We start from the raw sequence: 15,631 nt of genomic DNA, 5'->3' as shown, positions 1-15,631 counted from the left end.
CGGCCCCGGGCCGTCAGAGACCTAGTTCGTCGGGGACGGGAACGTCCTTGTCCAGCAGGTTTCTGGCCAGGAAGTGCTCCACGACGCCGTACCAGACCTTGGCGTGCTGCGGCTGCAGGATCCAGTGGTTCTCGTCCGGGAAATACAGGAAACGGTGGTCCGTTTCGCCGTTTCCGTCCGCCGCCAGCTGCGACTTGGCGAGCAGCTCGTACCAGAGCCGGAGTCCCTCGCCGATCGGCACGCGGTAGTCCTTGTCGCCATGGATGACCAGCATGGGAGTGCGGATGTTCTCCACGTGCAGGTGCGGGGAGTTCTCCAGCGCCATCTCTGCCGTCATCTCCTTGAGCCAGTACTGCGCGGCGTCGGTGGTGGGGCCGAACTGGTCCAGGGCCCAGAGGCTGGCGTGCGTGACGATTGCCTTGAAGCGGTCCGTCTGCCCGGCCACCCAGTTGGCCATGTACCCGCCGAACGAGCCGCCCATGGCTGCCGTGCGCGTCTGGTCGATGTCGGAGCGCTGCACGACGGCGTCGGTGATGGCCATCAGGTCGGTGAACGGAGCCTTGCCCCATTCCCCCCAGCCGCGCTGGATGTGTTCCTGACCGTAGCCGGTGGAGAGGGCAGGGTCCGGGAGCAGCACCGCGTAGCCGCGCGCCACCAGCAGCCACGGGTTCCAGCGCCACGTCCAGGCGTTCCAGGATCCCAGCGGGCCGCCATGGATCCAGAGCAGCAGCGGGGCCGGGGCCGCGGCGGACGCGCCCTCGGGCAGGGCCAGGTACGCGGGCACACGGGCGCCGCCGGCCGCCGTCGTCTCCACGCGCTCCAGCGTGCCCTTGAAGTGCGGGCGTTCCGCGGGCGCGGGCAGGCGGACGACGTCACCGGAGGCGAGGTCGATCCGCACAGGTTCGGCGGGGAATTCGTAGGAGCTGCGCAGGGCGTAGGCGCTGTGTCCGTCCGGTGCGACGACGACGTCGGTGTACGCCGCGGCGTCGGCCGTCAGGCGTAGCACCGGGGCCGCCCCGTCCGGGTCTCCGGCCACACCGATCCGGAATACCGGCGATGCGCCGTCCTCGTCGGCGGTGACCAGCAGGGCCGATCCGTCCGGCAGCCATGCGGCGGGGCGGGCCCAGCGGTCCCAGTCATGGGCGAGCGGCGTCAGGGCGCTGCCCCCTGCCGCCGGGCCAGTGACGTGGAGGAGGTGCAGCTTGACCTGCGGCGCCGCCAGCGGCGTGGTGTCGCTTTCGCTGACCACCACCAGGCTCCGGCCGTCCGGGCTGACCGGGCCCGGGAAGTAGCTCAGGCCTTCTGTGTCCAGCAGGACCGTGCGGGTGCCGGTGGCGACGTCGATGGCGACCAGCACGGAACGTGAATCGGCGTTGGCGAGGGGCTTGGCGAAACTGCTGTAAATCGTCGTGCCGTCCGGACTGAGCACCGATTCGGCGTCCCTGAGCCGCGTGCCGGCGTCGGGCGTCAGGTTGCGCAGCTTCAGCGGCGGCGCGGCGTCGACGGTGGCCGGCTTTCCGGCCTCCAACGGGTCTCCGGGTTCGACGGCGAACAGCCGCGGCTGCGCCGGGCCCAGGTCCGCGTCCCAGTAGCGGACTGGGTAGCCGCTGTGCAGGATGGCCGCGACCTTGTTGTCCTTGCGCGCTTTCCGGCGTTCCTCGTCATTGTCCTCGTCCGTGGAGCCTGCCAGGACCGAGGCCGCGACCACCACGGTGTCGGCGTCCTTGGCGGCGTGGACCCCGCCGATTCCGCCGGCCCGGGACAAGGCCACCCGGGCTTCGCCGCCGTCGGACGGCAGGATCCATAGGGCGTTCACCGGGTCTGCCTCGGGGCTCTCCGGATCGGGACGGGCCGAGGTGAAGTACAGGTCGCCGTTGGCGGCAAACACCGCACCGGCCTCCCCCTTGGCGCTGCGCGTGATCCGGCGGGCCTGTTTGGCCCCGCCCGGATCCACCTCCCACAGCGCGGTGCAGTATTCGGTGCCCTTCGCGCCGAGGGTCGCCACTGTGGTCACCAGCCGGGTGCCGTCCGGGCTCAGCGTCAAACCGCTCACTCTGGGGATCGCGAGGTAGTGGTCCAGATCGTGGAAGGGGGTCTCGGGTTGTTCGCTCAGGGTCTCTGAGTCCTTAGCAGCCATGCACCGATTCAACACCGAATGTGGCATCGATCACAAAACGTTCACTAAGAGTGAAACATTGCTTTCAGATAGGGCTCCCGAATCATGCGGGACGGGCCCTGGCGCTTCAGCACGGACACCGCCCACCGCCCGCCGAAGATGGCCGCTAAGCCAGGTCCCATAGCGGCCATCTCTGGCAAATGGTTCACGACGGCGGGCAACGCAAAGGCCCCGCCGTCCCTTTCGGGGCAGCGGGGCCGTTGTTGATGGTGCTTAGACGCTCGGAGCGATCTCCGGGATGCGCGGCTTGGCGTTGCCGGCGAAGGTGAACTTCGCGTCGTCGCCTTCGCCTTCGACGTCCACCACGACGATGTCGCCGGAGTGCAGTTCGCCGAAGAGGATCTTCTCGGAGAGCTGGTCCTCGATCTCGCGCTGGATGGTGCGGCGCAGCGGCCGGGCACCCATGGCGGGGTCGTAGCCGCGGGTCGCCAGGAGCACCTTGGCCGCGGACGTGAGCTCGATGCCCATGTCCTTGTCCTTGAGGCGCTTCTCCAGGCGGGCGACGAACATGTCCACGATCTCGATGATCTCGTCCTGCGTCAGCTGCGGGAAGACCACAACATCGTCAACACGGTTCAGGAACTCGGGGCGGAAGTGCTGCTTGAGCTCTTCCGTGACCCGGGCCCGCATCCGGTTGTAGCCGGTCTGCGTGTCCGTGCCGGACTGGAAGCCGGTGGCAACGCTCTTGGAGATGTCCCGGGTGCCGAGGTTCGTGGTCATGATGATCACGGTGTTCTTGAAGTCCACCACGCGGCCCTGGGAGTCGGTCAGGCGGCCGTCTTCCAGGATCTGCAGGAGCGAGTTGAAGAGATCGGCGTGCGCCTTCTCCACTTCGTCGAACAGGACCACGGAGAACGGACGACGGCGGACCTTCTCGGTCAGCTGGCCGCCTTCCTCGTAGCCCACGTAGCCCGGAGGGGCACCGAAGAGCCGCGACACCGTGTGCTTCTCCGAGTACTCGGACATGTCCAGGGTGATCAGGGCGTCTTCCTCGCCGAACAGGAACTCGGCGAGGGCCTTGGCCAGTTCGGTCTTGCCGACGCCGGTGGGGCCGGCGAAGATGAACGAGCCGCCCGGACGCTTGGGGTCCTTGAGGCCTGCACGGGTGCGCCGGATCGCCTGGGACAGGGCCTTGATGGCCTCGTTCTGGCCGACCACGCGCTTGTGGAGCTCGTCTTCCATCTTCAGCAGGCGCGAGGACTCTTCCTCGGTCAGCTTGAAGACCGGTATGCCGGTGGAGTTCGCCAGCACTTCAGCGATGAGGTCTTCATCAACTTCGGAGATGTCGTCCATGCCGCCGGTCTTCCACTGGCGTTCCTTTTCGGCGCGCTCGGCAATGAGTTTCTGCTCCTTGTCGCGCAGCGACGCGGCGCCTTCGAAGTCCTGCGCGTCGATCGCGGATTCCTTCTCCAGCTTCATGGCGGCGATCTTCTCGTCCATGATCTTGAGCTCCGGCGGGGCAGTCATGCGGCGGATACGCAACCGCGCACCGGCCTCGTCGATCAGGTCGATCGCCTTGTCCGGCAGGAAGCGGTCCGAGATGTAGCGCTCGGAAAGGGCCGCCGCCGAGGCGAGGGCGCCGTCGGTGATGGTGACGCGGTGGTGTGCCTCATACCGGTCGCGGAGGCCCTTGAGGATCTCGATCGCGTGCGCGACGGAGGGTTCCTTGACCTGGATCGGCTGGAAGCGGCGCTCCAGCGCGGCATCCTTCTCGATGTGCTTGCGGTATTCGTCCAGCGTGGTGGCACCGATGGTCTGGAGTTCGCCGCGGGCCAGCATGGGCTTCAGGATCGAGGCCGCATCGATGGCGCCTTCGGCGGCACCGGCGCCCACCAGGGTGTGGATCTCATCGATGAACAGGATGATGTCACCGCGCGTGCGGATCTCCTTGAGGACCTTCTTCAGGCGCTCTTCGAAGTCGCCGCGGTAGCGGGAGCCGGCCACGAGGGACCCGAGGTCCAGCGTGTAAAGCTGCTTGTCCTTGATGGTCTCCGGGACATCGCCGCGGACGATCGCCTGGGCCAGGCCCTCGACGACGGCGGTCTTGCCGACGCCGGGCTCACCGATCAGCACAGGGTTGTTCTTGGTGCGGCGGGAAAGGACCTGCATGACGCGTTCCATTTCCTGCTCGCGGCCGATCACGGGGTCCAGTTTGTTCTCGCGCGCAGCCTGGGTCAGGTTGCGGCCGAACTGGTCCAGGACAACGGAACCGGCCGGGGTCCCCTCAGCCTGCCCGGGGCCGACACCGGCGCCCGTGGCTTCCTTGCCCTGGTAACCCGAGAGCAGCTGGATGACCTGCGAGCGGACCCGGTTCAGGTCTGCGCCGAGCTTGACGAGCACCTGGGCGGCAACGCCTTCACCCTCCCGGATAAGGCCGAGGAGGATGTGCTCGGTACCAATGTAGTTATGGCCCAGCTGCAGCGCCTCGCGCAGCGAGAGCTCCAGGACCTTCTTGGCGCGGGGGGTAAAGGGGATGTGGCCGGAGGGCGCCTGCTGGCCCTGGCCGATGATCTCCTGGACCTGCTCGCGGACACCGTCGAGCGAAATGCTCAAGGATTCAAGGGCTTTGGCGGCAACACCTTCACCCTCATGGATCAGACCCAAGAGGATGTGTTCGGTACCAATGTAATTGTGGTTCAGCATGCGTGCCTCTTCTTGGGCAAGCACAACTACGCGACGGGCACGGTCCGTAAATCGCTCAAACATTTCGCCACACTCCTAGCTACGACGTACTTTGATGCTACGTGGCCGGGTTCCAGATTTGGGGCTTGTTCGCCACAGGGGAAACCGGAGGGTTGCGCAACCGCGCCCGGACCGGGTCCCGGACAAGGGGCAAGAACCGCCCGGAACCCCACCGGATCGGCGCAACCGGCCGATCCGGAAGGGCGCATTCGGCCCTTCCGGACGGGCGCAACCGGCCGCTAAGCGGGCCAGCCGGGTGGACGGGCGCACCGACGGAAGGGCGCCGTCGGCATGGCAAAGGTGCCCGAATTGACGAAGATGGCCGCTAAGCCTGGCCCCATAGCGGCCATCGTCGGCAAATGGTTCACTTCGTGCGGGACATATGCCTGGAAATGCTGCAGGGGAGGAACATGGGCGGCGCAGCCTGTTCATCGCCGGACGGGCGGGCCGATCTGCCGGACGGGCGCACCGACGCCGGCATGGCAATGCCCCCGTCAGATAACGGGGGCATTGGCATTTGACAGACGCTCGATTACGACGGCATGAAACGTGATTGCGGCTTGATACTGCGCCCACATGCCGGGCCCGGCACTGCGGCCTGACGCCGGGCCCTGCTAGGAATTAGCCTTTTGGTAGGCTTCCTGAATTTCAGCCTGGATGCGTCCGCGGCTGTTTACCGCATAGCCGTTGTCCCGTGCCCACTGGCGGATCTGGGCAGAGTCCTGATTCCGTCCGCTGGAAATTTTCGTGCGCGTGGCGCGTCCGCTTGACGTTTTGCGCGCGTGCGTCACAAATCGGTCCACTGCGGAGCGCAGTTCTGATGCATTGCTTGACGACAGGTCAATTTCGTAGCTGACGCCGTCAAGGCCAAACCGGACAGTTTCGTCCGCGGATCCCCCATCCAGATCATCAACGAGGATGATTTTTACTTTCTGTGCCATAAAGGACTCTCTTTCCAAAGATCGAGCGTTTAGAAAAGCAGGATGTATCTGGAATAAGTATCCTCCGCGTTACAGCAGGGAGTCAAAGCGCAAAACTCTGTCCAAAGGAAAACCTAAGGCGGCAATAGGGAACTATTACTTCTTTCGGGTAATTAGCTTCCCAGGGTCCCGGATTCCGGTCCTTTGGCCCTAGTTTCGGCCTCGGCATGGGCGCGGGCTTCTGCCTGCCGCTCTGATTTGTCGGCATTGAATATGGATTTCATGGCAAACCAGAAAAGCAGGCCCACCACGATGGGGGGCAGCAATACGGCGATATAGTCCATGCTCAGTGTCCTTCGGGCTTCAGCAGGGGGAAGAGGATCGTTTCGCGGATGCCGGCTCCGGTGAAGAGCATCACGAGCCGGTCAATGCCGAGGCCGATCCCGCCCATGGGCGGCGCGCCGTACTCGAGCGCACGGAGGAAGTCTTCGTCCAGCTGCATTGCCTCCACGTCACCCGCGGCGGAACGGCGGGACTGTTCGGTGAGGCGTTCGCGCTGGATGACCGGGTCGATCAGTTCGGAGAACGCCGTGCCCCGCTCCATGCCGCCGATGATGAGGTCCCAGGCCTCGATCAGGCGGCCGTCTTCGCGGTGCTGGCGGGCCAGCGGCTGCGCGGACGGCGGATAGTCGTAGACGAACGTGGGGTTGAGCAACGTCGGCTCCACCAGTTCACCGAAGAGTTCGACGACGAGCTTCTCGGCTTCCCAGGCGGCGTCGACCTTGACCTCGTGCTTGGCAGCCAGCTCCAGCAGCTCGGCAACCGGGGTGTCGGGGGTTACTTCCTGGCCCACGAAGTCGGACAGCCCCGGGTAGACCGCCAGCCAGGTCCATTCGCCGTCGAGGTTGATCTCCCCGGCTTCGGTCTGCAGCACGCGGCCCACACCGGCGGCGTCGGCGGCGTCCAGGATGATCTCCTTGATCCGGTCCGCCATGACGAACTGGTCCGCCCACGCCTCGTAGGACTCCAGGGTGGTGAACTCGGGGCTGTGCGTGGAGTCCACGCCCTCGTTGCGGAAGACCCGGCCCATGTCGTAGACGCGGTCGATCCCGCCGACCACCGTGCGCTTGAGGTAGAGCTCGGTAGCGATGCGCAGCGTCATCTTCTGGTCGAAGGCGTTCATGTGCGTCTCGAAGGGACGGGCCGTGGCGCCGCCGTGAACCAGCTGCAGCATGGGGGTTTCCACCTCAACGTAGCCCTGGCGGTGCAGGGTTTCGCGGATGGAGCGGGTGATCGCGGCGCGGGTGTACACCATCTCGCGGGCCTCGTCGCGGACAATGAGGTCCACGTAGCGCTGGCGGACACGCGTTTCTTCGTTCAGCCCGGCGTGCAGCACGGGCAGCGGGCGCAGCGCCTTCGAGGCCATGGTCCAGGAATCCGCCATGACGGAGAGTTCGCCGCGGCGTGAGGAAATGACCTCGCCCTTGATGAAGACGTGATCGCCGAGGTCCACGAGAGACTTCCACTCCGCGAGCGCCTCCTCACCGATGTTGGCCAGGCTCAGCATGACCTGCAGCCGCACGGCCTTCCCGTCCAGGCCGCCCTCCTGGAGGGTGGCGAAGCAGAGTTTGCCCGTGTTGCGGATGAAGACGATGCGGCCGGTCACGCCAACGGCGTCGCCAGTGGTTTCATCGGCCTGCAGGTAGGCGTATTTCTCCCGGATTTCCGTGAGCGAGTGCGTGCGTTCGACACCCACCGGATATGCCTCGACGCCGCGTTCGATCAGCTTGGCGCGCTTCTCCATGCGGATGCGGGTCTGTTCGCTGGCATCATGCGGCTCGGCGGCGTTGTTCGGGGTGGGGGTGTTTTGGGAAGTCACAATCCCCAAGTTTACCGTCGATTTGCGTCCGGGAAGGTCCCGGCCCGGTTCTGCCCGGGCGGCAGCCAGGCGGACGGGGTGCGGGAATAGACTCGAAGTTGTGGAGACATGGACAGTGAGGACCGACGACGGCAAGGGACACCTTGAGCTGCACACCATCCGCCCGGCGGGGCACGCACCGGGCAGAACAGCCGCGTCCGACGCCGCCGTGGCGTCCCGCGGCGAAGGATCCGGCGTCGTCGTCGTGCACGGGACCCTGATCACCGATGCGCTCTACCGGTCCTTTGCCCGAAAACTTTGCCGGCTGCTGGACCAGCCGGTGCACTGCTACAACCGCCGCGGACGCGCAGGTTCCTCGCACCAGCCGGCCGACTATTCCGCCGCCACCGAGGTGGCCGACCTGGCAACCGTGCTCCGCGAGACCGGCGCCAGCGACGTCGTGGCCCACAGCTATGGCGGGTTCGTGGCCCTCGAGGCCGCCCGGCGCCTGCAGATCCGCAGGATGGTGACTTACGACGCCGCCGTGAGCCTCTCCGGGAACCTCACCCAGCGCTGGCGGCCCGAACTGGAAAGGTCCGTGGCTGCCGGCGAACTCGACCACGCCTGGGCGCATTTGGTGCAAGGCCTGGAGACGGCCGGCCCGGTGTCCATGCTGCCCTTGGGCGCGCTGCGCATGCTCAGCATCCTCTCGGCCCGGACCAGGCTCGGCGCCGAAATGCGGCAACTGCTGCCCACGGCCGTCGCCGAGATGCGCGCGGTACTGGATGCCGACGCCGAACTCGAGGATTTTGCCGCCATCACCACCCCCACCCTCATGCTCAGCGGCGGCTGGAGCCCCGGCTACTTCGCCGACACGAGCCGCCAGCTTGCCGACGCCGTCCCCGCGGTCAGCTTCGCCGTGGTCCCCGGGCAGCTCCACGAAGGCCCCATCCGGCCGGGAAGCCGGCTGGCCCTCCGCACGGCCCGGTTCCTCCACGGCGGGCCCGGGGCAGCGACCCCGCCGCCCGTCAGCCTGGCCGGCAGCCTTGCAGCCGCGGGCGTGCCGGCCCGGTGGCGGCGCAGTGGGCCCGGCCGCTGAGGGCTGCGACGCGACCGACCGCTAGAATCGGGGGCGACCCTTTCGAAAGGACCCCCTTGGCCAAGCTCTACTTCCGCTACGGCGCCATGAACTCCGGCAAATCTACGGGGCTTCTGCAGGCGGCCTTCAACTATGAGGAACGCGGCCAGCGGGTCCTGCTGGCCAAGCCGGACGTGGACACCAAGGGCGACTCCGACGTCGTGTCCCGCCTGGGCATGACCCGTTCGGTGGACTTCCTGATCCCCGCCGGCGCGTCGGCCCGCGACCTGTTCACCGCCCAGGCCCACGGCGACGATCCCGACGCCCTGCTGCAGCACGTGGACACCCCGCCGGTGGCCTGCCTGCTGGTGGACGAGGCCCAGTTCCTGGAACCGGAGCAGGTGGACGACCTCTTCCGCATCGCGGTCCTGGACAACGTCCCCGTCCTCGCCTACGGCATCCGCACCGACTTCCGGACCCGCGCGTTCCCCGGTTCCCTGCGCCTGCTGGAGATCGCGCACACCCTCGAAGAGCTCAAGACCATCTGCCGCTGCGGACGGAAGGCCATCTTCAACACGCGCCGGATCGGGGACCACGTGGTGTTCGACGGGAACCAGGTTGCGATCGATGGCCAGGACGTCTGGTACGAGTCGCTCTGCGGCGCCTGCTACCTCGAGGTCTCCGGCGGCCGGCTGGGCAACTAGCGCCGGCGCGATCATGCAGCGCCGCTGCGACGGGACCACAACTGAACTGCGGTCATACTGGACTGCGGTCATAGTGGACTGCGCCCTACTTGACTGGCGCCATAGTGCACCGCGGCTTACTGCACTGGGGCGTGGCCTCGGCTAGGCTCGGAGCATGACCCGCGAGAACATCAGAACCCCCAACGGCGGAACGATCGAGCTTTTGAGCACGGGCGCCGAGCTCGCCTCGGCGGGTTCGGGCATCGTCGTCGTGCCGGCCTCGATGGTGACGGCCGCCGACTACACCCGTTTCGCGCAGAAACTCAGCGCGTCACTGGGGCGGCCGGTGCACACCTTCAACCGTCGCGGCCGCGGCTCGTCCTCCCCGCAGCCTGAGGATTACACCCTCGACGTGGACATCCACGACCTCGACGCCGTCATGAAGCACACCGCCAGCACGGACGTCTTCGGCCACAGCTTCGGCGGGGCAGTGGCCCTGCACGCGGCCCGCACCCTGCCGGTGGAACGGCTGGCCGTGTACGACCCCGCCGTGTCCGTCAACCACAGCGTCACGGCGGACTGGACGCCCGAATACGAGCGGGCGACCGCAGCCGGCGACGACGACCGCGCCCTCGCCGTCCTGCTCAAGGGCCTGGAGACCGGCAGCGCCCTGTCCCGGATGCCGCTGTCCATGCTGACGCTGGCGAACAAGCTTTCGGCTGGCACCCCGATCGGCAAGCAGCTGCGCGACCTCATGCAGACCGGCGTCCGCGAGATCAAGGCGATCATCGCCGCGGACATGCCGGCCGAACCCTTCCTGGAACTGCCGCTGGAAACGCTGATCATCGTGGGCGAGAAGAGCCCGGCCTATTTCGGGGTGGCCTGCGCCCAGATCCACGATGTCCTCTCCGGCTCCAGCTACACAATCCTGCCCGGCATGGGACATGACGGTGTCAACAAGGCGCCGGACAAGCTGATCGCCGAGCTCAGCGCGTTTTACGCAGGCTGACCCGCAACACGCAACGCCCTACAAGCAACGCGGGGTCACTTAGCGCCCATTCCGGAGGCTCAGACCGGCGCTAAGGGACCCCGCGTTGTTTGTTAATTGCAGCTAGTGGGCGGCCGCGTGTGCCGCGCCTTCGGTTTTGCGCATCATGGCGGACAGCACGACGGCGGCGACGGCTATGACGGCCGCCGTCAGGAAGGCAGCATGCATGCCGGCGACCATGCCCGAGGCAACGGCCACGAAAGCGTAGATCGAGACCAGCAGCGCCGTGCCGGCGGCACCGGCCACCTGCTGCAGTGTGCTCATGATGGCCGAGCCGTGGGAGTACAGGTGCGGCGGCAGCGGGTTCAGCCCGGTCGTGAACGCGGGAGTGAACAGCAGCGCCAGGCCCAGGCTCAGTGTCACGTGCAGGGCGATGATCCACCCCAGCGGCGACGTGGCGTCCAGCATGGAAAACTGCCAGAGCGAGAGCACCATCATGATCGAGCCCGTCACTGTCAGCGGCAGGGGCCCGACCTTGTCGAATACGCGGCCGATGAAGGGCCCCAGCAGGCCCATGGCGAGGCCGCCGGGCAGCAGCACCAGGCCGGTCTCGAGGGACGTCAGGCCGCGGATCTCCTGCAGGTACAACGGCAGCAGGATCACCGCGCCGAACAGCGCGATCATGGCCACGACCAGCAGCAGCACCGAAACGGTGAACATCCGGAAGGTGAAGGCGCGCAGGTCCAGCAGGGGCCCGCCGGTCTTCTGCAGCTTCAGCTGGCGCAGGACGAACGCTGCCAGGGCCAGCACACCGACGGCCAGGGCCATCACGGCGGGGGTGCGGGAGCCGGCCTGGCCGCCGCCGATCTGGCTCAGGCCGTAAACCAGGCCGCCGAAGGCGGGGACCGTGAGCACCACGGAGAGGGCGTCGAGCCGGGTTTTCTCGGTTTCGCCGATGTTGGTCAGGTACCTGGCCCCGATGGCCAGTGCGGCGAGGGCGATCGGCAGTACGAAGACGAACATGAACCGCCAGGAAAAATGCTGGAGGATCAGGCCGGAAACTGTCGGACCCAGTGCCGGCGCGACGGAAATGGCGATGCTGACGTTGCCCATGACGGCGCCGCGGCGCTCCAGCGGCACGAGCGTGAGGATGGTGGTCATCAGGAGCGGCAGCATGATGGCGGTGCCGCCGGCCTGGACGATGCGGGCCAGCAGCAGGACTTCGAAGCCCGGCGCGAGGGCGGCCAGCAGGGTGCCGCCGGAGAACAGTCCCATGGCCAGCATGAACACTGCACGGGTGGTCAGCCGCTGCAGGATGAATCCGGTGGTGGGGATCACGACGGCCATGGTGAGCATGAAACCGGTGGACAGCCACTGCACGGTGGGCGCATCGATGTTCAGGTCCACCATCAGCCGTTGCAGGGCCACGTTCATGATGGTCTCGTTGAGGATCACGACGAAGGTGGCCACCAGCAGCGTGGCGATGATGGCCACGGACTCCCGGGGCATCTTTGCCGGCGCAGTGGGCGCGGTGGATGCCGCGGGCGCGGCCGGCGTGGCTGGCACGTTCTGCGCGGCGACGGCGGGGGCAGCGCCCGGTGCGGGATCGCCAGAGGCGTTGGAAGAGACGTCTGTTGACATGGGAATTCCCTCAGGGAGTTTGGTGTGGGTCCGGCGAGCGTCGGCGCTGCTGCAGGTTCCAACAGTCTAGGGCCCGGGGGCATTCCCGTCACCGCGAAAGCAACGCGGGGTCAGTTACGGCCCATGACGGGCGGCGGCATGGGCCGTAACTGACCCCGCGTTGCTTTGTGGTGGGGCTGGGGGCTAGGAATTCAGGGGCACGTTGTCGATGAGGCGGACGGGGCCGACCGTGGCGGCGATAATCGCCAGCCCCTCGCCGCGGAACGGGGTGTCCCGGCAGTTCTCCGCGAGGGGCTCGAGGGTGCGCGGATCCACTACCTCGAAATAGTCCAGCTCCACGAGCGGCTGGGACCGGACGAGGGCCTGCGCCGATTCGATGTCCAGCGGCTCATGGGCGTTGGCGCGCTCCTCGATGAGCCGCAGTGCGCGGGAGAGCACCAGGGCCGCCTCGCGCTGGTCTTCGGAGAGGAAGCGGTTGCGGCTGGACAGCGCCAAGCCGTCGGCCGAGCGCACAATGGGCACCGGCACGATCTCCACGGGAAAATCCAGGTCAGCCACCATGCGCTGGACCAGGGCCAGCTGCTGCGCGTCCTTCTGGCCGAAATAGGCGCGGTACGCGGGCTGGCCGCCACCGGGCAGGCCGGCCCCAGGGATGCCGTAGTGGAGCAGTTTCGCGACGACGGTCAGCGCGCCGTCGAAGTGCCCTGGCCGGGACGCGCCTTCCCATTTTTCGCCCAGGGGTCCCGCCGTGATCCGCACGAGGGGTGCCCCGCCGGGGTAGACCTCCTCAACACCCGGCGCGAACGCCAGGTCCACCCCTTCGGCGTCGAGCAGCGCGAGGTCGGCGTCGAGCGTCCGGGGGTAGCGTTCGAGGTCCGCGGCCTCGCCAAACTGAAGCGGGTTGACGAAGATGGTGGCCGCCACGACGTCGTTCTGGGCGACGGCCGTCCGGGCCAGCTGGGCATGTCCCTCGTGCAGGGCGCCCATGGTGGGCACGAGGCCCTGGGACGTGCCGCCTTTCTGTGCCAGCAGCCGGGCGCTTGCGGCGCGGAACTGGGCAGCTGTGGTGACGAGTTGGATTGCCATGTCAGGGTCCTTCCGGGGCGGGCGTCCCGTTCTGGCCGGGGCCGCCGAGCGCCTGTTCGATGCCGTCGAGTTGTTCCGGCTTCAGCAGTCCGCGGCTTCCTGCCCGGCGGGCTGTCGCCCGGGCCATGGCCAGGTACGCCTCAAGAATATCGCCGGCGGCGCCGCCGTCGTACTCGCGGAGGGCGCCGGCGTGCGCGGCCACCGTGCCGGTGTCGCCGCGGGCCACGGGCCCGGTCAGGGCCGTTTCGCCGGAGGCGAGGGCGTTCTCGAGGGTGGCGCGCAGCAGCGGGCCCAGCATCCGGTCCGGGGCGTCGACGCCGACGTCGCGGAGTAGCTGCGAGGCCTGCGCCACGAGCGTGACCAGGTGGTTGGAGCCGTGCGCGAGGGCAGCGTGGTAGAGGACGCGGTCTGCCTCGGCGATCGCGACGGGCTCGGCGCCCATTTCGACGACGAGTGCCTGGGCGATCGGCAGCATCGCGGCGTCGGCCGTGACACCGAAGGTGCAGTCCAGCAGCCGGGTGAGGTCCAGGCTCATGCCGGTGAAGGTCATGGCCGGGTGCAGCGCCAGCGGGATGGCACCCGCGGCGCGGACCGGGTGCAGGATGCCGACGCCGAAGCGGCCCGAGGTGTGGGCCACCAGCTGGCCCGGCTGCCAGGCCCCGAGCTTCGCGAGGCCCTCCACGAGCGGGCCCAGGGCATCGTCCGGGACGGCGAGGAGGACCAGTTCGGCCCGCTCCACGATGTCCTGCACGTCCAGGATCGGGACGCCGGGCAGGAGCGTTTCGACGCGTTCTTTGCTGGCGTCCGAAACGGCCGACGCCCCGATGACGGCGTGCTCGGCTCCGCGCAGCGCCGCCCCCAGGACGGCTCCGACCTTCCCCGCGCCAATGATTCCGACGCCGAGGCGTCCTGGTTTAGCCATGATGCGGGCCTTCCTGGTGGTCTTCTGCGGGTGGTGCGGCCGGCTGGGCCGCCGGCTCCAGCCAGTGTTCGCTCTTCTGGTGCTTGCGCGCGGCACGGGCACGGGCCGACTGGGCATCGAACAGTGCCCGGGCTTCGTCGAGGCCGGCCTGGATGAGCCGCGGGGCCACCGGACCCGCCGTGGTGTGCAGGACCAGGTCGGCCACCCGGAACCGCCGGGCGAGCGGGCCCTGCTGGAGCGCCATGGACTGGGTGCGCTGGTGCGGCACCACCACGAAGTTCCGCCACCAGCGGCCCGACCTCAGGAGCAGGGCGGTCTCCGTTGCCGCGAAGCCGTTGCGGCGCCAGCCCAGCGGCGCCAGGAACCGGGCCCGGCGCGGGCTGGTGACGAAGCCGCCGTCGGCGGCCTTCCCTGCTGGGCTGCCCGGGGTCCCGGCAGGGTCCGCGAGGCCGGTGATCCCCGCGGTGAACAGCCCCACCGGGTCCTGGGTCCCGGGATCCGGGAGCACCAGGGAGAGGATGTCCATGACGTCGCCGAGGTATCCCACCGGAAGCAGCGTGGTCCGGGCCGATCCTTCGCCGGCGCTGCCGGCCAGGCCGTAGCCGGCCACGTTGACCTGGATCCGGTACCAGCCGAACATCCGCCACAGCGGCGGCTGGCTGACCTTCAGCGCCTGGATCCTGCCCGGCGGAACGGTCTGCGCCTGCGTGTCCAGCAGGCCGTAGCGCAGCCGGATGCCGTCCGGGGAAATGGCGGCGGTGAAGTTGTAGCCCTTGTTGAACGAGGACCAGTAGGAGGCGATGAGCCCGATTGCGGCTGGGATCAGGAAGACCGTGAAGTTCCGGTTTTCCGTGACGGCGGAGAGCATCACCGAGGCAATGCCGCCAGCCAGGATCACGACACTTTGTTCGCTCAGGAGCAGCGAGCCCACCAGGCGCGGCGGCGGCACGGTGAGCACGGCCTGTTCGGGGGCTTCCACGGCGGCGGCCGCCGGCTCTCCGGACTCCGGGTCTCCCGGCTCCCGCGCCGGCGTCCCGCCCGCGGCACCGGAGGCGCGGGCCAGGATTGTCGCGCGGAGCTGCCGGGCCTCGTCCGCGCGCAGGTACGCCAGGCGCACCGCGGACTGGCCGGCGTCGGCGACTTCGAACCGCAATTCAGCCAGTCCGAAGATCCGTGCCAGCAGGGGTTGCACGACGTCGATCGCCTGCACCCGGTCCAGCCTGGCCTGCCGCTGCTGCTTGAACAGGAAACCGGTGTTGACGCGGACGTAGCCGCCGGCCACCTGGTAGCGGGTGAAGTACCAGCTCAGGACGTAGCCGAGAACGGTCAGCAGAATCAGGGCGCCGCCGCCGAGGAGCAGCCAGGGCGCCCGTCCGGCCAGCCGCTCGTCAAAGAGCGGGCCGCCCTGCAGGAACCGTTCGAAACTGTCGCGTCCAAAAAAGAACAGCAGTGCAGCCAGCGCCACCCAGCCGCGGACAAAGGGCGACGCGGGGTGCACGCGCAGCCAGCCGGCGTCGGCAGTTCCTTCGATACCGGAGCCGACGGCGGTTCCGTCGGCGGCGCGCCCGGCATCCTCCGGTGTCAGCGCCATCCCGTC

At 68.1% G+C, this 15,631-nt stretch carries 12 protein-coding genes; 3 read left to right on the top strand and 9 right to left on the bottom strand.

Annotated elements, in window-relative coordinates:
- Window positions 1-13: 13 nt before the first annotated feature.
- From AC1DDH_RS04935 to lysS, 5 genes are all read right to left on the bottom strand, one after another.
- On the bottom strand, window positions 14-2,137 hold the full coding sequence (locus AC1DDH_RS04935; protein WP_476954958.1) for a S9 family peptidase: 2,124 nt from the start codon (window positions 2,135-2,137) through the stop codon (window positions 14-16).
- A 252-nt stretch (window positions 2,138-2,389) separates the two neighbouring features.
- Entirely contained in the window at window positions 2,390-4,882 is a 2,493-nt protein-coding gene (locus AC1DDH_RS04930) for an ATP-dependent Clp protease ATP-binding subunit (protein WP_028276917.1), read from the bottom strand.
- A gap of 590 nt (window positions 4,883-5,472) precedes the next feature.
- Entirely contained in the window at window positions 5,473-5,799 is a 327-nt protein-coding gene (locus tag AC1DDH_RS04925) for a histone-like nucleoid-structuring protein Lsr2 (protein ID WP_028276918.1), read from the bottom strand.
- 152 nt (window positions 5,800-5,951) lie between these two features.
- Complete coding sequence (locus AC1DDH_RS04920; protein ID WP_223914693.1) at window positions 5,952-6,122, bottom strand: hypothetical protein; 171 nt, start codon at window positions 6,120-6,122, stop codon at window positions 5,952-5,954.
- Between the two features lie 2 nt (window positions 6,123-6,124).
- Window positions 6,125-7,657, bottom strand: a complete 1,533-nt coding sequence (gene lysS / locus AC1DDH_RS04915) for a lysine--tRNA ligase (RefSeq protein ID WP_223914694.1) — start codon at window positions 7,655-7,657, stop codon at window positions 6,125-6,127.
- Between the two features lie 100 nt (window positions 7,658-7,757).
- Between lysS and AC1DDH_RS04910 the strand changes: the two genes are divergently transcribed.
- From AC1DDH_RS04910 to AC1DDH_RS04900, 3 genes are all read left to right on the top strand, one after another.
- A complete protein-coding gene (locus AC1DDH_RS04910) occupies window positions 7,758-8,735 on the top strand; it encodes an alpha/beta fold hydrolase (RefSeq protein WP_476954957.1) in 978 nt (325 codons plus the stop codon).
- Between the two features lie 56 nt (window positions 8,736-8,791).
- Window positions 8,792-9,418: a thymidine kinase gene (locus AC1DDH_RS04905; RefSeq protein WP_028276920.1), complete on the top strand. Its 627-nt coding sequence runs from the start codon at window positions 8,792-8,794 to the stop codon at window positions 9,416-9,418.
- 154 nt (window positions 9,419-9,572) lie between these two features.
- Window positions 9,573-10,406: an alpha/beta fold hydrolase gene (locus AC1DDH_RS04900; RefSeq protein ID WP_028276921.1), complete on the top strand. Its 834-nt coding sequence runs from the start codon at window positions 9,573-9,575 to the stop codon at window positions 10,404-10,406.
- Window positions 10,407-10,508: 102 nt separating this feature from the next.
- Here the strand turns inward: AC1DDH_RS04900 and AC1DDH_RS04895 are convergent, their stop codons facing one another.
- The 4 genes from AC1DDH_RS04895 to AC1DDH_RS04880 all read right to left on the bottom strand — a co-directional run bounded on the left by AC1DDH_RS04895 (window position 10,509) and on the right by AC1DDH_RS04880 (window position 15,625).
- Entirely contained in the window at window positions 10,509-12,026 is a 1,518-nt protein-coding gene (locus AC1DDH_RS04895) for an MDR family MFS transporter (RefSeq protein WP_476954956.1), read from the bottom strand.
- 183 nt (window positions 12,027-12,209) lie between these two features.
- Window positions 12,210-13,112: a pantoate--beta-alanine ligase gene (gene panC, locus AC1DDH_RS04890; protein ID WP_476954955.1), complete on the bottom strand. Its 903-nt coding sequence runs from the start codon at window positions 13,110-13,112 to the stop codon at window positions 12,210-12,212.
- 1 nt (window position 13,113) lies between these two features.
- Window positions 13,114-14,034: a Rossmann-like and DUF2520 domain-containing protein gene (locus AC1DDH_RS04885; RefSeq protein ID WP_476954954.1), complete on the bottom strand. Its 921-nt coding sequence runs from the start codon at window positions 14,032-14,034 to the stop codon at window positions 13,114-13,116.
- The gene (locus AC1DDH_RS04880; RefSeq protein ID WP_476873314.1) at window positions 14,027-15,625 is read right to left on the bottom strand and encodes a PH domain-containing protein; all 1,599 of its coding nucleotides are present in this window, start codon (window positions 15,623-15,625) and stop codon (window positions 14,027-14,029) included. Before AC1DDH_RS04880 ends, AC1DDH_RS04885 begins: the two co-directional genes overlap by 8 nt.
- Between the last annotated feature and the right edge of the window lie 6 nt (window positions 15,626-15,631).

The sequence above is a fragment of the Arthrobacter sp. 10T425 genome (genome assembly GCF_056393985.1).
Note: the sequence above shows the minus strand (reverse complement) of the source record. Positions and strands in the feature narration are given on the sequence as shown.